We start from the raw sequence: 23,244 nt of genomic DNA, 5'->3' as shown, positions 1-23,244 counted from the left end.
CTCCCTCAGCCCTGTTCCGCGACGCGAATGGCGAGATTGCCATAAGCGTCCACCACACCAGCGAAGCCCTCCGGCAGCGCGACGGTGGTGGTCGGCGTCTCCACCACCGCCGGTCCCGATAGTTTCGACCCGGCGCCCAGGCTGCGATAGTCGTAGATCTTGGTGTCCTGCCAGCCCTTGCGCGTGTCGAGGAACACCTTGCGGATCGCAGACGGCGTCGGGTCGGCGTTCGCGCTGTCATGCGCGGCGAGATCGGCGCGGATCGGCAGGATGCCGATGGCGCGCACCCGATAGGTGATGATCTGCAGGCCGGCATCGCTGAAACCGGCGCCCTTGCCGTAGATGCGCTCGTAGAGCTCTTCGAAGCTGGCGCCGATGCCGGCGATCTCCGCCTCCCCGAGCGGACCACCCGGCACCGGGGTGGTCACTTCGGCCATCTGCATAGTGTAGCGCAGTTCGGCTTCGCGCTCATAGACCACCTTGGCAAAGCGCAGCCTCTGCTGGACCAGACGCTCGGCGAGCTCGGCTTCGAGCTTTTCGAAATTGCCGTTGAGCGTGGCCGGATCGATGGGGAAATTGCCGGGATCCGACATTTCCGCCGTCAGCACGATATCGGAGGAAGCGAGCCCATAGGCCGAGAACACCGCAGCCGTCGAGCCGAGCGGCACCACCACTTCCGAGACACCGAGATCGGCCGAATAGTTGACCGCATGCACCGGGCCTGCCCCACCGAAGGAATAGAGCACGAAATCGCGCGGATCATGGCCGCCATTGACCACGACGCTGCGCACGAGATCGGCGGTCTGGGCATTTTGGATGGCGTAGATCGCGGCCGCCCCCTGCTCCACCGTCAGGCCGAGCGGTTCGGCGATCCGGGTGCGGATCGCTTCGGCCGCCAGTTCCTTCGACAGTTTCTTGCGGCCACCCAGGAAATTGTCGCCATTGATGATGCCGAGCACGAGGTCGGCATCGGTGACGGTCGGCTCCTGACCACCCTCGCCATAGCAGACCGGGCCGGGCCGGGCGCCGGCGCTGCGGGGGCCGACACGCAGATTGCCGCCGCCGTCGATCCAGGCGATCGCGCCGCCGCCGGCACCGATGGTGCGGACATCGACCATCGCGGTGTTGATCTGGTGCTGGTGCAGCACCGTGGTTGTGGTCGTGCTCGGTTTGCCGTCACGCACCAGGCCGACCAGGAAGGTGGTTCCGCCCATATCGGTGGAGATGATGTTCTTGTGCCCGAGGCGTTCGGCCAGGCGCAGGCAGCCGATCACGCCGCCGGTGAGTACGGAGCCCAGCGTGCTGACGGCATGCTTGGGCGCGTCGGCCGCCTGCACGCAGCCGCCGGAGCCCTGCATGATCAGGAGGGAACCTTCGAATTTCTTGGCGCGCAGTTCTTCCTCGAGCGGGGTGAGATAGCCCTTCAGAACCGGGCCGACCTGCGTGTTGATGATGGTGGTGGCGCTGCGGGTATATTCGCGGATGCGGGGGCTGGTCTCATGCGACAGCGCAACATAGAGCTCCGGCGCTTCCTCCTGGATGAGCTCGCGGATGCGCCGCTCATGCATCGGATTGCGGAAGGCCCAGAGCAGCGAGACGGCGATTGCCCGCACGCCGTCGTCGCGCAGCCTCCTCACCGCGGCACGCACGCCCTTCTCGTCGAGGGGAACGATGACAGCGCCCTTGTGGTCGATGCGCTCGTCGATCTCGATCACGTCGCGATGCGGCACCAGCGGCGCCGGCTTGTTGGTCCGCGAGATGTTCTGGACGGCGCTCGGATCGAGCCCGGCATAGCGCCCTTCCAGATTCATGATGCGGATGGAATCGGCGTGGCCCCTTGTGGTCAGGAAGCCGACACGCGCCACGTCGCCGGTGACGACGGCGTTGAGCGTGGAGGTGGTGCCGTGGACGATATAGTCCGTCTGCGACAGCAGCTCTTCCACGCTGCTCCCGACATTGTTCGCCAACTCGCCAAGCACGTTGATGAAGCCGCGCGAAAAATCGGGCGGCGTCGAATGGGCCTTGGCGGAGACCAGCACGCCTTCGGTGCTGGCCAGGAAGCCGTCGGTAAAGGTACCGCCGGTATCGACGCCGATTACATAGGTCATGGATCCTCCCTCTGTATTGTTTTTTGATTGGGCAGCATCGGCACGCGGAAGCGGAACGTGCGTCCCCCGCATGGTTGTCAGCACACAAAACTGGAATGCGGCCGGGTTTGCCCTGAAGGTTTCGCCTTCACTCCCCGCATGCCTCGAAGGCCTACGGATGCTCTTCCACCCATTAAACAGCATACATAAATTCAGTATGCTGTCAATATGAATGTGACGTCCCCCGCAAAGCTCGAATTCGAGTTAATGCTGGGCGCGATTTACCCTCCCCTGGAGGGGTCGGCATTTCCTCTTGGAAGTGCCTGGGGTCGACGCGAAGCGGCGGGGTGGGGTGATCTCCTGGCAAGACTTACCCGTTTCGTCATCACGACCTGCATGTTTCCACCCCAGACCGGCCTTGCAGGCCGACCCTCCCTACGCAACTCAAGGGAGTTGCGGACATCCAGGGGAGGGTGTTGACGGTCCTCATTAACTTGGATTCGGAGCCCTGGCCGCCCCGCCGACACCGGCTCAGCCAGGCGGCAGTCTTCTCCATCACCCCTTCGGCAGCATGATGTTGATCGTCTTGGTCTCGGTATAGCCCAGCATCTCCTCGATGCCTTCCTCCCGCTCGACCCCCGAGCTCTTCATGCCGCCGAAGGGAACGCCGATGAAATGCGCCGAAGAACCGTTGATCCAGGTGTGGCCGGCGCGGATCTTGCGCACCATCCACAAGGCGTCGTTGACGTCGTTGGTCCATACCGCCGCCGTCAGGCCGTATTCGGTGCTGTTGGCCTTCTCCACCGCCTCCTCGAAGCTGCGCCATTTGCCGACGGACAGGATCGGGCCGAACACTTCCTCCTGCCACAGCCGCATGCCCGGCTCGACATCGGCATAGACGGTCGGCTCGACCCAGAACCCCCTCTCGAACATCGGACCATCGGGGCGCTTGCCGCCGGTCATCAGGCGCGCGCCATCCGTCCTGGCGCTCTCGAAGAAGGACAGCACCTTCTCCAACTGGACCCGCGAATTGACAGGGCCCATGCCGATATCGGGCGATTGCGGGTCTCCGAGCCGGATCGCCCTGACCTTCTCGACGACGCGCTTCAGCACGGCGTCGTAGATGTCGGCATGTACGAGGAGGCGGCTGGTCGAACCGCAGGACTGGCCCTGCCAGGCGAAGTTCATGCCGCGGACCGCCGCCTCGGCAATCCGTTCCGGATCGACATCCGGAAAGGCAATGAAGGGATTCTTGCCGCCGAGCTCCAGGCTGACATGCTTCACGCCGACCTCCGCCGCCGCGCGCTGGATCGCCCGCCCCGTCTGCGGCGAACCGATGAAGGCGATGCGCTTGACCAGGGGATGCTGGACCAGGGCGTTGCCGACGGTCCGGCCGTCGCCGGTGACCACGTTGAAGATGCCGGGCGGCAGTGCATCCCGCGCGATCTGCGACAGGATCATGGCCGAGAGCGGGCTGGTTTCCGGCGGCTTGACCACGATGGCATTGCCGGCGGCCAGTGCCGCCGCGGTCCTCGCCACCGCGAACATCAGGGGATGATTGAAGGGGGCGATGCGCACCACCACGCCATAGGGCTCGCGCAAGGTGATGTGCAGGTTTTCATGCGTGGAGGGGATCGTCTGGCCCTTCAGTTCATGCGCGAGGCCGGCATAGTAGTCGAGGCTGTCGACCGAGAAGCCGACATCGCCACGCATGGGCGTGATGGTGTTTCCGGTATCGGCGACCTCGACCTTGAGGATCTCCTCCGAGCGGGCGCGCAATGCCTTGCCGAAATCGCGCATGGCGCGGCTGCGCGCCAGCGGCGTGAGCGCGAACCATTCCGGCCAGGCCGCATCGGCAGCCCGGACAGCCCGGTCGACATCCTCGACCGTCGCACGCGGCACCCGGCCGATGACCTCTTCGGTCGCGGGATCGATCGACAGGTCGAACGCGCCGTTGCTGGCATGCACGAGTTCGCCGCCGATCAGCATGCGGTCCGCCTGGGTGACGTAGTTCATCGGATGGTGCTCCTCCCGTTCAACGAGCCGGTCGACAGGCCCGTTCGATTTTCCAGCCACCGGCCTCGCTTTCCGCAGGGCGTAGAACCGACGCGCCTCGGAACGGATCATGGTGGCTCATTTGATAATTGACAGTACACTGATTATCAGTTAACTGTCAATTATCAAATGCCTGATCGAACACTGCCAGGATCGCGAAGCCGGGGGGGGGCCTGCCCCGGCCCGCCGCAGGGGCTGCGATGCCGTGTGGGCGGCACCGATCCCAATGGCAGGGACGGAGGAGACACTCGAAATGCAACACAAGATCGTCATTGCCGGCGCGGGAATTGGCGGCCTGGCAACCGCGCTCGGCCTTGCCCGCAAGGGATATGCCAGCATCGTGCTCGAGCGTGCTCCGGCACTGGGCGAGATCGGCGCCGGCATCCAGCTCGGCCCGAACGCCTTCCATTCCTTCGACTATCTCGGCGTCGGCGATGCCATGCGCAAGCTGGCCGTCTATGTCGACCGGTTGCGCATGATGGATGCGCTGACGGCCGAGGAGATCGCCTCCATCGACCTGACCGAACCGTTCCAGAAGCGCTTCGGCAATCCCTATGCCGTCATCCACCGCGGCGACATGCACCGTGTCCTGGTCGAGGCCTGCCGGGCCGATCCGCTCATCGACCTGCGCACCGGCTGCGCCGTGACCGGCTATGAGGAGGAAGGCACCAGCGTCACCGCGTTGCTCCAGGGCGGCGAGCGCGTCAGCGGCAGCCTGCTGATCGGCGCCGACGGCTTATGGTCCAACATCCGCACCCAGCTGGTCGGCGATGGCGCGCCACGGGTGACGGGGCATACCACCTATCGCAGCGTGATCCCCACCGAGCAGATGCCGGAAGATCTGCGCTGGAACGCGGCGACCCTGTGGGCCGGCCCCAAATGCCATATCGTCCACTATCCCCTGTCGGACTGGAAGAGCTTCAACCTGGTGGTCACCTACCACAACAACGCGCCGGAACCGGTTGCCGGCAAGCCGGTCAGCCAGGAGGAAGTGCTGACCGGCTTCCAGCATGTCCATCCCCGCGCCCAGGACATCATCCGCCACGGCAAGGATTGGAAATTATGGGTGCTGTGCGACCGTGATCCGACCGACAGCTGGACGAAGGGACGGGTCGCGCTGCTCGGCGATGCCGCCCACCCCACCCTGCAATATATGGCGCAGGGTGCCTGCATGGCGCTGGAGGATGCGGTCTGCCTGTCCGACGAGATCGCTGCCCATCCCGGCGACCACGAGACCGCCCTCGCCTCCTACCAGCATCGCCGCGTCACCCGCACGGCGCGCATCCAGTTGATGTCGCGTGCGGTCGGTGATCACATCTACCATCCGGCGGGCGTCCACGCCCGATTGCGCAACGAGATCATGTCGGCCAAATCGCAGGAGCAATGGTACGACGCGCTGCAGTGGCTGTATGGCAGCAACGGCCTCGGCCTAGCCTCGGCTCCCCAATCCATTTCGGCGGCCTGACCGCCTTGCACCGATCCAGCCCTTCAAGAGTATTTCGAGGACCTTCTCATGTGTGTCGATAAATCCCACGCTTCCGAAGATGCCGCAGGCGTCGTCGTCGCCGACCAGGCGGGAGCGGGCGTAGCGCCCTCGCCTGCCCTTATCGAGGACCTGGTCAACGCCAATCACATCCTGTTCGACCAGGGCGTCGTCGATGCCTTCGGCCATGTCAGCGTGCGTCACGATCACCGTCCGGACCGTTTCCTGCTGGCGCGCAACATGGCGCCGGGCCGGGTGGGCGCCGAGGACATCATCGAGTTCACGCTCGACGGCGATGCCGTCAACGCCGAGGGGCGCCGGGTCTATCTCGAACGCTTCATCCATGGCGAAATCTATCGCCGCCGCCCCGACGTGATCGCCGTGGTCCACAGCCATTCGCATGCGATCGTGCCCCTGAGCGTGTCGAAATCCACCAGGCTGCGGGCCCTGTTCCACATGGCCGGCTTCATCGGCCAGGCCGCGCCCGTGTTCGAGATCCGCGAGGCCGGCGGCGACAGCACCGATCTGCTCATCTCCAACAATGCGCTCGGCCGTGCCCTGGCCGAACAGTTCGACGCCAGCGATATCGTGCTGATGCGCGGCCACGGCTCGACCGTCGTCGCCCAGTCGCTGCCGCAAGCGGTCTACCGGGCTGTCTATGCCGAGCTCAATGCCCGCTACCAGCTCGAAGCCAGCCGGCTCGGCGAGATCACCTATCTCAGCGAGGGCGAGAGCCGGACGGCGGCGCAGAACATTGAGGCGCAGGTCCATCGTCCCTGGGATCTCTGGGTCGAGCAGGCGAAGGCACGTCGCGGCCGGGGCTGAGGTTCGAATCCGGCGGCCAAGCTGCTTTGATTTGCTGCGGGCGATGATCTAGAGGCTGTTATGGACCATGGATAGGGTTTTGACGTGAGCGATTTTGTTCGAGGAGAAGAAGCGTGAGGACGCAAGCCTTGCGGCTTGCTACGACACGCGACGCGCTCATCGAGCAAAAGCGCCACGCCCTTTCGGGGTGAGGTGAAGACTGGCCATCTGCAGCGTCGCTTCGCTTGCCAAGACACAAGTCTTGGCAGCGCTCGCTCCTCCCATCCGGCCAGTCTTGACCTCATCAAAACCCTATCCATGGTTCATAACAGCCTCTAACTATCGTCCCGCGAAAATTGGGTAGCATGCAATGACAGAGCTCTATGGCATGCCGGGACACCTCATCCGGCGCGCACAGCAGATATCGAGCAGCATCTTCGCCGAGGAGTGCGATGGCTTCAATCTGACGTCGGTGCAGTTCGCGGCGCTGTTCACTATCCGCGCCAATCCCGGCCTCGATGCCACGCGGCTGTCGAGCCTGATCGCCTTCGACCGCTCGACCATCGGCGACGTGCTCGAGCGCCTCGAGGCAAAAAAATGGATAAAGCGACGAGCCAGCCCGACCGACAAACGCGCCAAGCTGCTTTATCTCGCGCCGGCCGGCGAAAAGCTCCTGGGCGATGTCGAGCCGGCTGTCCATCGCGTGCAGGAGCGCCTGCTCGCGCCGCTGCCGCCGGAGAGCCGCGCGACGATGATGCGCTTGCTCACGGAGCTGGTCAGCCTCCACAACGAGAGCACGCCCCCCTGATCTGCGCATTCGGACGGTGAGGAAGCGCGGCATCCGACCATCCGGCGAACGCCCAATCGACCTTCGTATCGGCGGTCGATTTTATTGACAGTATACATATTATATGTATACGTACTAAATTGAAAAATCGAACGGGCGCGCCCTCCTGGCTACCCTCCGAAGAGGCGGCCAAGGCAAATCGCGGGGCCACGCCCGCTCGACTTCGACAAGAAGCCAATAAGGATCCCGGCCGGATCTCTTCACGGATGACAGCCGGCCGTTCGGGGAGGAAACAAGACATGGCGAGCCCCTCGCTCAACATTTCGCGGCTGATCGACGAAAAGCCAATCAGCGGGCTGCAGATTGCGGTGATCGGCCTGTGCGGCCTGATCAACTTCTTCGATGGCATGGACACCCAGTCGATCGGCGTGGCGGCACCGTTCATCGCCAAGTCGCTGGGCCTGACCATCCCCCAGCTCGGCCCCGTCTTCTCGGCCGGCCTGTTGGGCGCGGCCCTCGGTGCCATCGGCTTCGGGGCCATTGCCGACAGGGTGGGGCGCAAGCGCCTCCTCATCATCGCGGCGCTGCTCATCGGCGTCTTCACCCTGTTCACCGCCTTCGCCCAGTCTTTCCATAGCTTGATGCTCTGCCGTTTCCTCGCCGGCGTCGGCCTGGGCGGCGCCACGCCCTGCTTCATTGCGCTGACGGCCGAATATACGCCGGAGCGCCACAGGGCGAGCTGCGTGACCTTGATGTGGTCCTCCTTCCCGCTCGGGGCGATGGCCGGCGCCTTCGTCAATTCGCGGCTGATCGAGCATTTCGGCTGGCAGATGATCTTCTACATCGGCGGCGTGCTGCCGCTGGCCATTGCCGCCATCCTGGCGATCTGGCTGCCGGAATCGCTGAAATTCCTGATCGCGCGCCGCAACGATACGGCCAGGGCACGCCGCATTCTCCGGCGCATGGGCCTTGCCACTCTCACCGACGGCACCGTGCTGGTGGCCGATGGCGACAAGACCGAACGCGCCTCCTTCGCCTCGGTTTTCCGCGGCGGACGCGCGCTCGGCACGCTTCTGCTCTGGGGGCCCTTCTTCACCGGCATGGGCGTGCTGACCCTCACCGTGCTGTGGACGCCGTCCCTGATGGGCATGAACGGCATCTCGCCGGCCGATGGCGCCTTTGTCGTCGCCTTCAACGGTCTCGGCGCCTTCTTCGGGCAGGCCGTCGCCGGCCGCTGCATCGAGCGGTTCGGCATCATCCCGACCATGGTGCCGGCCTTCATCCTCGGGGCGGCCGCCACGGTCGGCCTGGGCTACAGCGTGGCGTCCGTGCCCGCAGCAGCCTTGTGCATCGGGCTCGTCGGCCTCTTCCTCGGCATCGGTACGGCCGGCGCCATCGCCATGGCCGCGGAAGTCTATCCCACCGCCATCCGCGCCACCGGCGTCGGCCTGAGCATGGCGGTCGGACGGTTCGGCCAGGTCTGCGCGCCCTATTTCGTCGGCCAGATGCTCGCCATCGGCGCCCTGCCCAGCGTGATCATGATCAGTGCCGGCGGCGCGGCCATCGTCGGCGGCATCTTCGTGCTCTTCTTCAAGCTATGGCTGTCGCACAGGCCCGCCACGGCCGCCTCCGAACTGAAGGCAGTGTCCTGATGGCCGGCGGGACTCCCATCCCGGATGCCGGCACCTACGATTTCGTCGTCGTGGGCGGCGGCTCGGCCGGCTGCGTACTGGCAAACCGGCTGACGGAAGGTGGCGCCAGCGTGCTGCTGCTCGAGGCCGGCCAATGGGATCGCGATCCCCTCATCCATATCCCCGTCGGTATCGGCAAGATCTTTCCGCAGCGCCTGCATGACTGGGGCTATTTCATGGAGCCCGATCCCGGCATTGACGGCCGCGGCATCGAATGCGCCCGCGGCCGGGTGATCGGCGGCTCGTCCTCGATCAATGTGATGGCCTATGTGCGCGGCCATCACAGCGACTACGATCGCTGGGCACGATCAGGCCTCGACGGCTGGTCCTATGCCGACGTGCTGCCCTATTTCCGCCGTTCCGAAAACTGGGAAGGCGGCGGCAATGCCTATCGCGGCGGCGAGGGTCCGCTGCGCGTGCAGCGCACCCGCTATCGCGATGGCATCCTGGCCGATTTCATCGAGGCCGGCCGCCAGGCGGGGTATTCGGTGACGACGGACTATAATGGCGCGCAGCAGGAAGGCTTCGACTACATCCAGGAAACCATCCATGCCGGCAGGCGCAACAGCGCCGCCACCGCCTATCTGCGCCCGGCGCTTCGCCGCAAGAAGCTGCGCGTCATTGTCGGTGCACGCGCCGACCGCATCGAGATCACGGACGGCCGCGCAACCGGCATTCGCTTCACGCAGGGCGGCCGTGTCCAGCTGGCCCAGGCGCGCCGCGAGGTCGTGCTGGCCGCCGGCGTGATCAATTCGCCCAAGCTGCTGATGCTCTCGGGGATCGGCGATCCCGCCCATCTGGCCGGGCATGGCATCGGCGTAACGATTGCCAATCCCGGCGTCGGCGCCAACCTGCGGGACCATCTCTCAGTGATGGCGAGCTACCGGCGCAAGAGCCCGAGCTGGTTCCAGCAGGAAATGCGCTATGACCGTCTTGCCATGGCCATGCTGAAATCGCTGCTGCGCAAGGACGGCTTTGCCTCGGACGTGCCGATCGGCGTGACCGCCTTCCTGAAGACGCAGCCGGACCTGGCAGCGCCGGATGTCCAGTTCCTGTTCCTTGCGGCCCCCTTCCCCGCTCGGCCCTATCTGCCGCCCTTCACCAGCCCGGTGCCGGACGGTTTCGGCTGCCGGGTCGCGCTGCTGCGCCCCGAGAGTGCCGGCTCGATCAGCCTCAGCTCCGCCGATCCCGACGCCAAGCCGCGCATCACGCCGAACTTCCTGACCTCGGAGCGCGACCGCGACACGCTGCGCGAAGGCCTGCGCATCCTGCGCAGGACCATGGGCCAGCCGGTCATGGCTCCTCATATCATCGAGGAAAACGCACCGGGTGCCGCTGCCCAGGACGACGAGGCGCTCGACGCCTTCATCCGCGCGACCTCGGTGACCGTGCATCACCCGGCGGGAACCTGCCGGATGGGCGGGGCGCAGGATTCACGCCGCGTCGTCGATGGGCACTTGCGGGTGGCCGGCGTGGACGGGCTCAGGATCGTCGATGCCTCTGTCATGCCGGACCTGGTCGGCGGTAACATCAATGCCGTGGTGATGATGATCGCGGAAAAGGCGGCCGACCTGATGCTCGGCAGGCCTGCCTTGGCACGTGCCGATGACATGCACCGGGGCACCCTTGCCGCATAGGGATATCCGCAGCAATAAGAGCATTGTTTGACAGGTGACACCGCCCCTCACCCTTACCCTCGCCCCGTTCTTACGGGGAGAGGGTAAGGGTGAGGGGCGGCGCAAGGCGGAAAGAAGCGTTTATTCTTGGATGTTTCGTGACGGAATGAAACGGCAATGCTGCGCAGCATTGCCGTTTTCGATTAATCGATCCACTACATGAAGACTTCGGAAGCCCTTGCCAACTCGGCCTGTGGATCAAGCCTCCCAGTCGGGCTGTTTCTTGGGATGGGCATCGGCAAAGGCCGGAAGGGCCTCGCAGGCGGCATGAACGGCCAGGAGGCGCGGCATGGCCGACAGGTCGGCGCCGAAGCGCTGGGCCGAGAAGACCTGCGGCACCAGGCAGATATCGGCAAGGGTCGGCGTCTCGCCGAAGCAGAAGGTCGAAGGCGCGCGCCGTGCGAGCAGCGTCTCGCAGGCGGCAAGGCCCTCGATGATCCAGCGCTGGCACCAGGCATCGAGCGCTGCCTGGTCCGCCGCGAAATTGGCCTTCAGATAATCGAGGACGCGAAGGTTCTGCAGCGGATGCACGTCACAGGCGATGATTTGCGCGAAGGCCCGCGCCTCGGCGCGCAGGTTCGCTTCCTGCGGAAGCAGCTTCGGCCCCGGCCGTGTTTCGTCGAGCCATTCGATGATGGCGAGCGACTGGGTCAGGCGGAAGCTGCCCTCCTCCAGCGTCGGCACCAGCGCCTGCGGATTCAGGGCCCGATAGGCCGGGCTCTTCTGCTGCCCGCCATCCTTGCGCAGATGGACTGAGGCAAAATCATAGGCCACGCCCTTCAGGTTGAAGGCGATGCGGCAGCGATAGGCCGACGAGGAGCGGAAATAACCGTGGAAATGGATCATTCCGCTGCCCCGATCGTCAGCTCGATCGGATCGAGGCCATCGATGCCGCCGGTGATGACGTCGCCGGCCACCACGGCGCCGACGCCGGCCGGGGTGCCGGTCATGATCAGGTCGCCCGGCTGGAGATGGTAGTAGTGCGAGAGATGGCTGACGATCTCCTCGACCTTCCAGATCAAATCGGCGAGATGGGCCTCCTGCTTGGTCTCGCCATTGACCGCCAGATGAATGCGCTGCGGCCCGATGGCGGCGAAATCGCACGCCTTGGTCACGGCGGCGAACACGGCGGATTGCTCGACATCCTTGCCGAGGTCCCAGGGGCGCTGCTTGGCACGCGCTTCGAGCTGGAGATCGCGGCGCGTCATGTCGAGGCCGCAGGCATAGCCATAGATCGCTTTGGCTGCCGCGGCACGATCCGCCTTGAAGACCGGTGCGCCGATGGCGATCACCAGTTCCATCTCATAGTGGAAATTCGAGGTACCGGGCGGATAGGCGACCGTCGCGCCGCTCTGCTCGGCAGTCAGCGCCGATTTGGTGAAATAGAACGGGGCCTCGCGGTCCACCTCCACCCCCATCTCAGCGGCATGGGCGGCATAGTTGCGGCCGACGCAGAAGATGCGGTGGATGGGATAGGCCGCTGCCTCGCCCTTCACCGGCACGGTTGGCCAGGCGGGGGAGGCAAACAGGTTCGTGCTCGTCATCGGTTTGTTCCTCTTGCTGTGATGCCAGCGACGCTTGGGGAGCGGTGCGAAATAGGTCGGGCGTTTCGAGGGGCCGCTTCCGGGTGCACGGGCATCTTGCCCGTTCTTGAAACCGCGGCGTTTGCTGGTCACCAGAAAGTACGGGCAGGATGCCCGTGCACCCGGAGAACCGGTTACTTGTTTCGCGCGCCCCTCTTAGCCCCGGAATTCGGGCGGCAGGTTGCGCAATCGTGTTCCATTGTCGAGTTCGAGCGCCCCGCGCCAGAGCCGGCGCGCACGCTCCATCGCCGTGGCGCGCAGGGGTCGCAGAGCCCCACCGGCGTCGGCGGCAGGCACATCCCAGCCGCTGCCCGGCAGGTCGCGCCAGACCACGTTGAGATGCACGGCGGCATGGTCGAACAGATGGCGCAGCGCCCTGGCGGGCAAGGTGGCGCCGAGCTCGATGTCGCCGATCCGCCCGGCCTCGCCGTCATAGAAAGGCGGGACCGGCTCGCCTGCCGTCGCCGCCCCCACTTGCCTGCTGATCGCCCGCGCCTGATAGGCGACGTCGCAGATCACATGCGCCCGGGTCCAGCCGGACACCCGGGAGGGTGCGTAGAGCGCGGCATCGCCGAGTTCGCCGAGCTTGCGGGCGAAATAGGCGGTGCCCAGCCGGGCGAGCCGCAGATCCGCCGCCGGCGCTTCCGGCGCATCGTAGCGCGCACCGAGCCCCTGCCGCTCCTGCAGAGCCCGGCGGGCGGCGTCGAGATCGTTCATCAGTCACCGCCCTCGACCAGCGTGCGGTCGAAATTCAGGCGCTCGATGATGGGGCCATCGGAAAAGCGGAACAGGTCGAACGGGGTCTCGGCCTGGAGCGACCAGGCAACCCAGGAGGGAACCACGAAAATGTCTCCCTTTTCGAGTTTGTGCGTCACGCCGCCCATCACCACGGCGCCCCGGCCCTCGAATACCTGGAACACCGAGGAGCCGACTTCCCGCCGCACCGCCGTTTCGGCACCCTGGCGCAAGCGGTGGAACTCAGCGCGGATGGTCGGCATCACGTCGCCGCCCGTGGTCGGGTTGACATAGCGGATCGCGGCATGGCCCTGCTCCACCGTCGCCGGCTGTCCTTCCTCTTCGAGCAGCAGCTGCTCGGTGAGTGCGCGGTCGGTATACTCCCAGCGATAGGCGCCGATGGGCGAGGACACCGTGTTCTGCAGCCCCGACAGCGGGCGCAGGCCCGGATGGCACCACAACCGCTCGCTGCGCGAGAACCGCGGCGTGGCGTAATCGGTCACGCGTTCCGAACCGAATTCGAAGAAGCCGACATCGTTCTGGTAGGAGAAGGGAATGTCGAGGCCGTCGATCCAGGCCATCGGCTGGTCGGTTTCGTTGTGATGGCCGTGGAAGTTCCAGCCCGGCGTCAGCAGGAAGTCGCCGCGGCTCATGCGCACGGGATCGCCGTTGACCACCGTCCAGACCCCCTCGCCCTCGACCACGAAGCGGAAGGCGTTCTGCGAGTGGCGGTGTTCGGGCGCCGTCTCCTTGGGGCCGAGATACTGGATGGCGCACCAAAGGGTCGGCGAAACATAGGCCTCGCCACCGAGGCCGGGATTGGCGAGGCCGATGGCGCGGCGCTCGCCGCCCCGGCCCACCGGCACGAGATCGCCCGATGCCTGGGCCAGCGGGAACAGCTCCGCCCATCTCCAGACATGCGGCACCGCCTTGGGACGGGGATGGCGCGGCATCAGGTCGCCGAGCTGGGTCCAGAGCGGATTGAGGTGCTGATCCCTGAAATCGGCATAGAGCTTGCGCAGGGCCGGCGTATCGTCCGGCTGCATCGCATTGGCCATCGTCGTTTCTCCCTGAATAAATTAGTACGTATACTTACTAATTGAGATTGTCAATGGTTGTCGCGATTGCGGGCCACTGATAGGAAGCGAACATGGCGTTCATCCATCACCTTCCCGGCCACCTGATCCGGCGGCTGCATCAGCTCTCCGTCGCGACGTTCACGCAGAAGACGCAGGAAGCCGGCTTCGACCTGACCCAGCTGCAATTCGCGGTGCTGTCGATGCTCGAAGAGAACCCGGAAATCGACCAGGCCACGCTGGCCATGCTGGTCGACATGGACAAGGTGACCATCGGGGACGTGGTTTTGCGGCTGGAGACGCGCGATCTGATCCGCCGGGTCGTCAAGAAGACCGACCGGCGCGCGCGAACGCTCACTTTGACCACGGGTGGCAAGGCCCTGCTGGCCGATGTGCGCCCCCTGGTGGTCGCGATTCAGGACGACATTCTCGGCTCGCTGTCAGCGGAAGAGAAAACCAGTTTCATGGCTCTCGTCACCAAGGTCTGCCGGCCAGCCGATTGAGCGTCTTTCGTGATTGAGGCTATGGTGCCTAGCCATCCAGAGCCGATCGCAAGAGCGTGTTGCTCCAGCGGGAAAGGTCCCAATGCCGAGCGCCGATACGTCTCCAGCCGCCAAGGGGCACGACGCGCGGCGCTTGTTCGCCTCCCAGGCCAGCCTCCACAAACTCGAGATCTTCTGCATGGTCTGCGACCTGCAGAGCGTAACGCGCGTGGCCGAGCGGCTGCGCATCGCCCAGCCCGTGGTCAGCGCGCATCTGCGCTTCCTGGAAGACAAGGTCGGCGCCAAGCTGTTCGAGCGCAGCGGACGGCGCCTGGTCCTGACGCGCGAAGGCGCCCGCGTCGAGGCCTGGGCTCGCGATATCGTCACCCGAACGCGCGAACTGGAGCGCGAACTGGCGCTGTCGGGCGACGGCGAAGCCGGCAGTGCCGTGGTCTCCGCCTCCATGACGGTCGCTTCCTACGTGCTGCCCCCGATGTTCGCCGCCTTTCGCCGGACCCTGCGCGAGGGCGGCATTACGGTGCAGGTCTCCAACCCGCAACTCGTCACCGCCAGCGTCAGGGACGGGTCCTGCGATTTCGGGCTCTGCATTCTCGATCCCCGCCATGATGTCGACGGCCTCAGCGTCGAGAAGCTGTGGACCGAGCAGCTCGTCCTGGTGGTTGCGGCCGACAGCACCCTGGTCGGCGACAGCGCCGACGCCGAAACCATCGCCAGCCTGCCCTTCATCTCCTCGCCCCGCCAGCAGGTGCGGCGCGAACTGGAAGAGGATGCCCTCTATGCCCATGGCATCCGGCATCGCGAGGTCATCCTCGAATTCGGGCATCCGGAGGCGATGAAGCAGGCGGTGCGCCATCATGCCGGCGCGGCCTTCGTACTGGAAAGCTGCGTGCGCGACGAACTGGCCCGGGGCCTGCTGCGGCAGGTCGCGACACCGGGCCTGGACCTGCCCGTTCCCGTCTTCCTGATCTACAAGCGGGGCAAGGCCTTCTCGCGGTTCCAGTCGCGGCTGATGGACTTCGTGCGGCAGGCTGCCGGCGACGGCCGGCTGCCGGTTTTCGCCTCGCCTTCGCCACTTTGAACGCCGGCGATGACGGCAGCCAAATCATAGGCATTTGGCTATATATCGACGCGAATTATATATTGGATTGTCGTAAAGCCCGGGCGTAGAACCCGATCCATGCTCGCGGGGAAAGAGAGCCCCGCGCCGGGACAGAATCCGATCTCAAGCGCGCTTCCAGCCGCTGTGCCAGGCACGGCGGCCCTCGCGCTCGGCCACGGATCACCCGGTATCAAGCTGGGAGGAAGGCCATGTATCTGGGTGTCGACATCGGCGGCACGTTCACCGATCTCGTCCTCTTGGACGAACAGGGGGGCCTGGTCACCACCAAGGCCCTGTCCACGCCGGGCGAATTGGAGGTCGGCGTCTTCAATGCGGTGCAGGATGCCGCTGCGCAGCGCGGCATGACGGGCGAGGAATTGCTGGCCCGCGTGGTCGCCTTCGGCCATGGCACGACGCAGGCGACCAATGCGGTGATCGAGCGCGACGGCGCCCGCACCGGCCTCATCGCGACCCGCGGCTTCGGCGATACGCTGGCGATCCAGCGCCTGATGGGCTTCACCGCCGGCGTGCCGGTCGACCGCCTCGGCTGGTATTCGCGCCGGCGCTATCCCCAGCCGATCGTGCCGCGCCATCTGGTGCGGGAGATCCGCGAGCGCGTCGACCATGCCGGCAAGGTGCTGGTTGCGCTCGACGAGGACCAGGTGCGGGAAGCCGTTCGCTCGCTGGCGAGCGAGGGCGTGCAGACCTTCGCGGTCGCCTTCCTGTGGTCGTTCCGCAATCCCGAGCATGAGCGCATCGCCGCCCGCATCATCGGGGAGGAAGTGCCAGGGGCCTATGTCAGCCTGTCGAGCGAGGTGGCGCCCGTCATCGGCGAATATGAGCGCACCGCCACCGCCGCCCTCAATTCCTACCTCGCCCCCAAGGTCGTCTCCTATCTCGACGGCATCGAGCAGATGCTCAGGAAGCGCGGCTTCAAGGGCGCCTTTTCCATCCTCAATTCGGCCGGCGGCGTCATGCCGGTCGCCGAGGCCGCACGCCGGCCGGTGACGCTGGTCACCTCAGGCCCGACAGGCGGGGTGATGGGCTCGGTGCACCTGGCCAAGAAGCTGGGCTATCGCAATCTCATCACCACCGACATGGGCGGCACTTCCTTCGACGTCGCCATCGTGGTCGACGACAAGCCGCTGATGTCCACCAATCACGAGGCCGGCGGTTTTCACATCGCCACGCCGATGATCGAGGTCCGCGCCATCGGTGCCGGCGGCGGTTCGATCGCCCGCGTGGTCGACGGCCAGCTGCGCGTCGGGCCGGACAGCGCCGGCGCCCGGCCGGGACCGGTGTGCTATGGGCGCGGCGGCAGCCTCGCCACCGTCACCGACGCCGATGTCGTGCTCGGCATCATCGATCCCCAGACCTTCCTCGGCGGCAAGATGAAGCTCGACAAGGCAGCGGCATCGGCCGCCATCGACGAGCAGATCGCCAAGCCGCTCGGCCTCACCACCGAGGAGGCCGCCGCCGGTATCCGCCGCATCGTCGACGCCCAGATGGCCGATACGCTGCGCGAGGTCACCATCGGCCGCGGCCATGATCCGCGCGACTTCGTGATCTTCGCCTATGGCGGGGCCGGCCCGGTCCATTGCGCCGGCTATGGCGCCGAGCTCGGCGTGCCCAAGATGGTGGTGCCCGTCACCTCCATGGCGCATTCGGCCTATGGGGCGCTCGCCGCCGACCTGCAATTCGCGGTCGAAAAATCGCTGTTGATGCGGGCCGGCGGTGGATCCCGCACGCCGGCCGACGGCCTGGTCGCCTCCGAGATCGCCGCGGCCTTCGCAACGCTCGAAGCCGAATGCCTGGACGCCATGCGCCGGGCCGGCGTCACCGGCGAGGACGTCCAGCTCCTGCGCACGGCCGATCTGCGCTATCGGCGCCAGACCAATGATCTCATCATTCCCGTGCCGGCTGGCGAGATCGCCGCCGCGACGCTGGACGATCTCGTCGCACGCTTCGAGGCCACCTATGAGCAGACCTACGGCAAGGGATCGGCCTTCCGCGAGGCCGGCCTGGAATTGACCAATGTCCGTGTCGAGGCCTTCGGCAAGGCACGCCGGCCCGAAATCGCCCTCGTGGCTCCCTCTGGCGAGCCGACGGTCGGCAGGCGCCGGATCTTCGAGCCCGTGGCCGCCGCGTGGATGGAGTGCGCCGTCTACAATTGGCGCGAACTGCCGAAGGATTTCACCGTCGCCGGCCCCGCCGTCATCGAGCATCCCGAAACCTCGGTCTTCGTCGCGGCCAGCCAGATTGCTCGGCTCGACGCCACCAGCAACATCACCATCGAGCAGCGTTAGGAAGACCGCCATGTCTACAACTGACAACGCCATCGATCCCATCACCTTCGAGGTCGTGCGCAACAAGCTGCAGGCGATCACCGAGGAACAGGCGATCACGCTCAAATCGGTCTCCGGTTCGCCGGTGGTGACCGAGGCGACCGACTTCAACAACGGCCTCTATCTCGCCGACGGCTCCATCGTCACCATGGGTCCCCAGGTGCTGTTCCACACCGGCACGATGTCCTCGGTCATCCGTTCGATCAATGCCGAGTTCGCCGAGAATCCGGGCATCAACGAGGGTGACATGTTCATCCTCAACGATCCCTATCGCGGCGCCATCCACCAGCCCGACGTCTCGATCGTCGCGCCCATCTTCCATCAAGGCCACCATGTCGCCTGGGCCGGTTCCTGCGCCCACCAGCTCGACGTCGGCGGCATGAGCTTCGGCTCCTGGGCCATCGGCGCCACCGAGATCCAGCAGGAAGCCATGCTGCTGCCGGGCATCAAGCTCGTCGAGAACGGCGTGCTGCGCCAGGATCTGTGGCAGATGATCATGGGCATGACCCGCCTGCCCCATGTGCTGGGGCTCGACCTCAAGGCGATGATCGCCGCCAACACCGTGGCGGCCCGCCGCCTGGTCGAACTGATGGACCGCTATGGCGGCGACACGGTCGAGACCATCATGGCCGAGGAGATCGCCAGTTCCGAGCGCCAGATCCGCCAGGTTCTTTCAACTCTACCCGACGGCGTCTTCCGGGCTCGCGACTATATCGAGCATGACGGCCATGAGAACGTGCTTTACCGCGTCTGCGTCACCGCGACCAAGAAGGGCGACCGCCTCACCCTCGACATGACGGGCACCTCGCCGCAGGCGCCCGGCTTCATCAACTGCACGGCCTCGGGCATGCGCGGCGCCGCCCTCACGGGGCTGCTGCCCATCCTCGCGCCGCGCATCCGCTGGAACGAGGGCATCCTGCGCGCCGTCGATTTCGTCGCGCCGGAGGGCATCCTGTGCAACGCCTCCTGGCCGGCGCCGATCTCCTCGGGCACGATCTCGACGGCCTGGATCGTCCAGAACGTGGTGGTTTCGGCCCTGTCGCGCCTGGTGGCCTGCTCGCCCGATCATGCCGGCGAGAGCCAGGCCGTCACCAAGGGCCACATGATGGTGATGACCCTGGCGGGGCAGGACCGGGACGGCGCACCCTTCGGCACCTTCCTGCTCGACTCCACCGCCGGCGGGGGCGGTGCCTTCCCCGACCATGACGGCCTCGACGGCTCGGGCGATTTTTGCGTGCCGCGCCCGGCCATCGCCAATGTCGAGGCCAATGAGGCGAACGGACCCTTCCTCTATCTCTTCCGCGCCTTCGTGCCCGACAGCGGCGGCCCCGGCCGCCAGCGCGGCGGCGCCGGTGCCGCCCTCGCGATCGCACCCTATGGCACCGACGCCCTCCAGGCCATGATGCTGGGCCATGGCGTGGAGGTGCCCAATGCGGTGGGCCAGTTCGGCGGCCTGCCCGGCGCCTGCGGCCGCAATGTCATCCGCCGCGACGCCGGCGATCCGGCCATCCTGGCAGGTCTCGCCGGCGATCTCGAGGAATTGCTGGCCGCCGGGGTCGATGAGCTCGGTCCCAAGCCCGGCCGCATGCGCCTCAGCTCGCGCGACGTGCTCGGCTATGCCTTTCAGGGCGGCGGCGGCTATGGCGATCCGCTGTTGCGCGATCCCGCCGCCGTGCTCGACGATGTCGCGAACGGCCATGTCAGCCTCGCGGCTGCCGCGGCCCAATATGGCGTGGTGATCGCACTGGGCATGGTCGACCAGCGCGCCACCGAACAGGCGCGGGCCGCGATCCGCAGTCGCCGCCTGGGCGGCGCCTCGCCGACACGGACAGCGGGCAAGGGCGAGCTCGCGATCACGGAAGGTCGCTTTGCCTGCGGCTGCGGCTGCGACCTCGGCCCGGTCACCTCGAACTGGAAGGAGAAGGTACGCAGCTATCGCGTCGAGCCGGAGACCTATGGGCCGCATATCCGCACCCATGCCGATCTCGAACTTCGTGAGCATGTCTGCACCGCCTGCGGCACCCTGCTCGAGGCCGAGGTCGTGCGCAAGGACGAAGCTTCCCTGGTCACCCTGCAACTCGAAGCAGCCGCCTGACCCGCCGGCACAAAAGGAACCGATCATGCAGTCTTATCCCTCACATGGTGCCGTCATCGTCACCGGTGCCGGCCAGGGCATCGGGCGCCGGCTCGCTCTCACGCTCGTCGGCGAAGGCGTCGATGTCTGCATCGCCGACTGGAACGAGGAGAAGGGCCGCGCGGTGGCCGAGGAGGACACGCCGGGAACCGGCCGACGCCTGTTCGCGCGCACCAATGTCGCCGATGAAGCCAGCTGCCAGGCCGCCGTCGATGCGACGCTCGCAGCGTTCGGCGGCGTGTTCGGCCTGGTCAACAACGCCTCGATCTTCTCGACCCTGAAGATGCGTCCCTTCTGGGAAATCCCCTCCGACGAGTGGGACCAGGTCCAGGCCGTCAATCTCAAGGGTGTCTTCAACATGACACGGGCCGCTCGTGAGGCCCTGGTGGCCTCGGGCGAGGGCTCGGTCGTCAACGTGGCCTCTTCGACCATCCTGTTCGGGCGGCCCAATTATGCCCATTACGTCTCGTCCAAGGCCGGTGTGATGGGCCTGTCGCGGGCGATGGCGCGCGAACTCGGCGGCCAGGCAATCCGGGTCAACACGTTGACGCCGGGCCCGACCTTCACCGAGGTCGAGCGGGCCACCGTCACGCCCGAGCAGAAGGCGGCCATGATCGAGCAGCAATGCCTCAAGCGCGCCGGCGGCCCCGACGACATCGCCGATGCCATCGCCTTCCTGCTCTCCCGCCGGGCCCGCTGGATCACCGGACAGCTCCTCAATGCCGATGGCGGCATGATCACCCATTGATGTCAGGCCACCCCACGGGAGCGGCCGGAAAGAGCACGCAGACATGGCTTACGCGATAGAACATGACAGGATGCTGATCGGCGGCGAACTGGTGCACGCCTCGGGCGGCGAGTTCGACCTTTCCATCAACCCCGCCACCGAGGAGGTGATCGGCCGCTCGCCGCGCAGCACGGCCGAGGATGTCGAGCGCGCCTTTGCCGCTGCCGATGCCGCCTGGCCTGCCTGGGCCGCTCTCACCCCATCCGAACGCGGCGCCCGCATGCGCGCCTTCGGCAAGGCCTTGCGTGCCCGCGCCGAGGACTTCCTGAGGATCGAGGTCGCCGATACCGGCAACACCATCACGCCGATGCGCGGCGATGTCGGCCATGCCGTCGACAGCCTGACCTACTATGCCGGCCTCATTCACGAACTCAAGGGCGAGACCATTCCGGCCACGGCCGAGAACCTGCATCTCACCCTGCGAGAGCCCTATGGCGTGGTGGCGCGCATCGCGCCCTTCAACCACCCGCTAATGTTCGCCGTCGCCCGCACCGCCGCCATGCTGGCGGCCGGCAATGCGGTGATCGTCAAGCCGCCGGAAACCAGCCCCCTGTCGGCGCTGCTGCTGGCCGAGGTCGCGCGCGAGGCCCTGCCTGCGGGCGTGTTCAACATCGTCACCGGCCCCGGCGCCACGGTGGGCAACGCCATCGTCCGTCATCCCGGCATCAAGCGCATCGCCTTCATCGGCTCGCCCCAGACCGGCCGCGCCATCCAACGATCGGCGGCAGAGGTGGCCGTCAAGCATGTGACGCTGGAGCTGGGCGGCAAGAATCCCCTGATCGCCTTTCCCGACACCGATCCCGACATCATCGCCGCCGCCGCCGTACGCGGCATGAATTTCAGCTGGCAGGGCCAATCCTGCGGTTCGACCAGCCGCCTGCTCCTGCACGAGGACATCCACGATGCCGTGCTCGAACGCGTGGTTTCGGCGGTTGCCGGCCTCAGGCTCGGCGATCCCTTCGACCCCGCTACCGACATGGGCCCTGTCAATTCACGCATCCAGCATGAAAAGGTGCTGTCCTTCTTCGAAACCGCCAGGCATGACGGCTCGCGCCTGATGACGGGCGGCCGCAGGCCTCCAGGCGAGCGCTTCGCCAAGGGGTTCTGGGTGGAGCCGACGGTCTATGCCGACGTCAAGCCCGGCATGCGGCTGTGGCAGGAAGAAGTCTTCGGCCCCATCCTGTCGGTCGGGCGCTGGAAGACGGTGGATGAAGCGGTGGAACTCGCCAACAGCACCGAGTATGGCCTGACCGGCGCGGTGTGGACCAACGATATCCGCAACGCCCTCAACGTCGCCCGCAGGATCCGCTCCGGCCATGTCTGGATCAATGGCTGCTCCAACCATTTCCTCGGTGTTCCCTTTGGCGGCATGAAGAATTCTGGCGTCGGCCGTGAGGAAGGCATCGAAGAGATGATCTCCTACACCGAGGCCAAGACCATCAACATCATGCTGGGGTGAGCGAACAGCCCGGCATGGCCTTATTGCGCTCCCGATCATCTCCAGCTCTTCGATCGCCGGCCGATCCAGGACAGGCGGTCCTGCACTGACAAGGTACGGTCTTCGCTGGATAGCTACTGCTTTTCCATGCCCTCGAATCTCAAGCTGGAATGTCTCAGCGAGATTCCAGAAAATCGGATAGCACGGCATTGAACGGCGATGAGGCTTCGATGTTGACGAGGTGCCGACCGATGAGTGAGACGTGCCGTCCCCGCTCGACGGCAGCGGCAAGGGCCTCGAGGTCGGAAGGAAGGCAAACCGGATCGTCCTCCCCGGAAATGGCAAGAACGGGGCTTGCTATCCCGGCGATCTCTCCACGAAGATCGGCATTAGCAAGGGCGTTACAGCAGCCGACATATCCTTCCGGCACGGTCATCTCAAAACGGTCGAGGACATTTCCCACGGCATCGGGATTGCCGGCGATGAAGGCCGGCGTGAACCAGCGTTCAGCCGTGGCCGCCACGAACGAGCCGAGACCGTCTCTCCGCACGGCTTCGATACGGGCATTCCAGCTTTCGGGCGTCCCGATCCGTGCGGCGGTGGCACAGAGGACGACCTTGCCGAGGCGGTTCCCCGCATGGACGGCGAGCCATTGACCCGTCAGGCCGCCGAGGGAAAGGCCGCAGAAATGGGTCCGCTCGATAGCCAGCGCGTCGAGCAGCGCCAGAACGTCGTTGCCGAGATCGGCAAGCGCGTAGGGCGCCAGCGGCGCCGAGGAAAGGCCATGGCCGCGCCGGTCGTAGCGCAGCACGCGGCAGCTCCGCGACAGCGCCGACGCCTGCCCGTCCCACATGGTAAGGTCGGTTCCCAGCGAATTGCAGAACAGCAGCCACGGCCTGTCCGCGGCATCGCCGTCGATGCGGTAGTGAAGGCGGTGACTGGCGAGATCGAGATAAGGCAT

18 protein-coding genes are annotated in these 23,244 nt (G+C 66.0%); 11 read left to right on the top strand and 7 right to left on the bottom strand.

The window, feature by feature from the left end; translation table 11 throughout:
* Positions 1-5 precede the first annotated feature (5 nt).
* On the bottom strand, positions 6-2,108 hold the full coding sequence (locus tag ABXS05_RS25395) for a hydantoinase/oxoprolinase family protein (RefSeq protein WP_367625778.1): 2,103 nt from the start codon (positions 2,106-2,108) through the stop codon (positions 6-8).
* Between the two features lie 534 nt (positions 2,109-2,642).
* On the bottom strand, positions 2,643-4,214 hold the full coding sequence (locus ABXS05_RS25390; protein WP_367625777.1) for an aldehyde dehydrogenase family protein: 1,572 nt from the start codon (positions 4,212-4,214) through the stop codon (positions 2,643-2,645).
* Positions 4,215-4,395: 181 nt separating this feature from the next.
* Between ABXS05_RS25390 and ABXS05_RS25385 the strand changes: the two genes are divergently transcribed.
* From ABXS05_RS25385 to ABXS05_RS25365, 5 genes are all read left to right on the top strand, one after another.
* A complete protein-coding gene (locus tag ABXS05_RS25385) occupies positions 4,396-5,607 on the top strand; it encodes a 3-hydroxybenzoate 6-monooxygenase (protein WP_367625776.1) in 1,212 nt (403 codons plus the stop codon).
* A 48-nt stretch (positions 5,608-5,655) separates the two neighbouring features.
* Positions 5,656-6,450, top strand: coding sequence for a class II aldolase/adducin family protein (locus tag ABXS05_RS25380; protein ID WP_068298863.1), 795 nt, complete (start codon positions 5,656-5,658; stop codon positions 6,448-6,450).
* 349 nt (positions 6,451-6,799) lie between these two features.
* Positions 6,800-7,237, top strand: coding sequence for a MarR family winged helix-turn-helix transcriptional regulator (locus ABXS05_RS25375; protein WP_367625775.1), 438 nt, complete (start codon positions 6,800-6,802; stop codon positions 7,235-7,237).
* A 278-nt stretch (positions 7,238-7,515) separates the two neighbouring features.
* Positions 7,516-8,868, top strand: coding sequence for an MFS transporter (locus ABXS05_RS25370; RefSeq protein WP_367625774.1), 1,353 nt, complete (start codon positions 7,516-7,518; stop codon positions 8,866-8,868).
* Positions 8,868-10,544 (top strand): GMC family oxidoreductase, encoded by a 1,677-nt coding sequence (locus ABXS05_RS25365; RefSeq protein ID WP_367625773.1) that lies wholly within the window; start codon positions 8,868-8,870, stop codon positions 10,542-10,544. The genes ABXS05_RS25370 and ABXS05_RS25365 overlap by 1 nt, the downstream gene beginning before the upstream one ends.
* A 237-nt stretch (positions 10,545-10,781) precedes the next feature.
* Here ABXS05_RS25365 and maiA read toward each other — a convergent pair whose 3' ends face one another.
* The 4 genes from maiA to ABXS05_RS25345 form a co-directional block, all read right to left on the bottom strand.
* Positions 10,782-11,429: a maleylacetoacetate isomerase gene (gene maiA / locus ABXS05_RS25360; protein ID WP_437178697.1), complete on the bottom strand. Its 648-nt coding sequence runs from the start codon at positions 11,427-11,429 to the stop codon at positions 10,782-10,784.
* Positions 11,426-12,127 carry a fumarylacetoacetate hydrolase family protein gene (locus ABXS05_RS25355; protein WP_367625772.1) on the bottom strand — a complete coding sequence of 234 codons (702 nt, stop codon included), beginning with the start codon at positions 12,125-12,127 and terminating at the stop codon, positions 11,426-11,428. The genes maiA and ABXS05_RS25355 overlap by 4 nt, the downstream gene beginning before the upstream one ends.
* A 195-nt stretch (positions 12,128-12,322) precedes the next feature.
* On the bottom strand, positions 12,323-12,883 hold the full coding sequence (locus tag ABXS05_RS25350) for a maleylpyruvate isomerase N-terminal domain-containing protein (protein WP_367625771.1): 561 nt from the start codon (positions 12,881-12,883) through the stop codon (positions 12,323-12,325).
* Positions 12,883-13,959 (bottom strand): cupin domain-containing protein, encoded by a 1,077-nt coding sequence (locus ABXS05_RS25345; protein WP_367625770.1) that lies wholly within the window; start codon positions 13,957-13,959, stop codon positions 12,883-12,885. The genes ABXS05_RS25350 and ABXS05_RS25345 overlap by 1 nt, the downstream gene beginning before the upstream one ends.
* A 92-nt stretch (positions 13,960-14,051) precedes the next feature.
* On the opposite strand from ABXS05_RS25345, the gene ABXS05_RS25340 reads away from it, so the two are divergent.
* From ABXS05_RS25340 to ABXS05_RS25315, 6 genes are all read left to right on the top strand, one after another.
* Positions 14,052-14,480 (top strand): MarR family winged helix-turn-helix transcriptional regulator, encoded by a 429-nt coding sequence (locus ABXS05_RS25340; protein WP_367625769.1) that lies wholly within the window; start codon positions 14,052-14,054, stop codon positions 14,478-14,480.
* An 82-nt stretch (positions 14,481-14,562) separates the two neighbouring features.
* Positions 14,563-15,558, top strand: a complete 996-nt coding sequence (locus ABXS05_RS25335) for a LysR family transcriptional regulator (protein WP_311944942.1) — start codon at positions 14,563-14,565, stop codon at positions 15,556-15,558.
* Positions 15,559-15,788: 230 nt separating this feature from the next.
* Entirely contained in the window at positions 15,789-17,885 is a 2,097-nt protein-coding gene (locus ABXS05_RS25330) for a hydantoinase/oxoprolinase family protein (protein WP_367625768.1), read from the top strand.
* 10 nt (positions 17,886-17,895) lie between these two features.
* On the top strand, positions 17,896-20,019 hold the full coding sequence (locus ABXS05_RS25325) for a hydantoinase B/oxoprolinase family protein (RefSeq protein ID WP_367625767.1): 2,124 nt from the start codon (positions 17,896-17,898) through the stop codon (positions 20,017-20,019).
* Positions 20,020-20,044: 25 nt separating this feature from the next.
* The gene (locus ABXS05_RS25320) at positions 20,045-20,806 is read left to right on the top strand and encodes an SDR family NAD(P)-dependent oxidoreductase (protein WP_367625766.1); all 762 of its coding nucleotides are present in this window, start codon (positions 20,045-20,047) and stop codon (positions 20,804-20,806) included.
* 43 nt (positions 20,807-20,849) lie between these two features.
* Positions 20,850-22,304, top strand: coding sequence for an aldehyde dehydrogenase family protein (locus ABXS05_RS25315; RefSeq protein ID WP_367625765.1), 1,455 nt, complete (start codon positions 20,850-20,852; stop codon positions 22,302-22,304).
* 154 nt (positions 22,305-22,458) lie between these two features.
* Here the strand turns inward: ABXS05_RS25315 and pcaD are convergent, their stop codons facing one another.
* On the bottom strand, positions 22,459-23,244 hold the full coding sequence (gene pcaD / locus ABXS05_RS25310; protein ID WP_367625764.1) for a 3-oxoadipate enol-lactonase: 786 nt from the start codon (positions 23,242-23,244) through the stop codon (positions 22,459-22,461).

The sequence above is a fragment of the Labrys neptuniae genome (genome assembly GCF_040797145.1).
Classification (GTDB): domain Bacteria; phylum Pseudomonadota; class Alphaproteobacteria; order Rhizobiales; family Labraceae; genus Labrys; species Labrys neptuniae.
The sequence above is the reverse complement of the archived record's forward strand: the minus strand, read 5'-3'. Positions and strand labels throughout refer to the sequence as shown.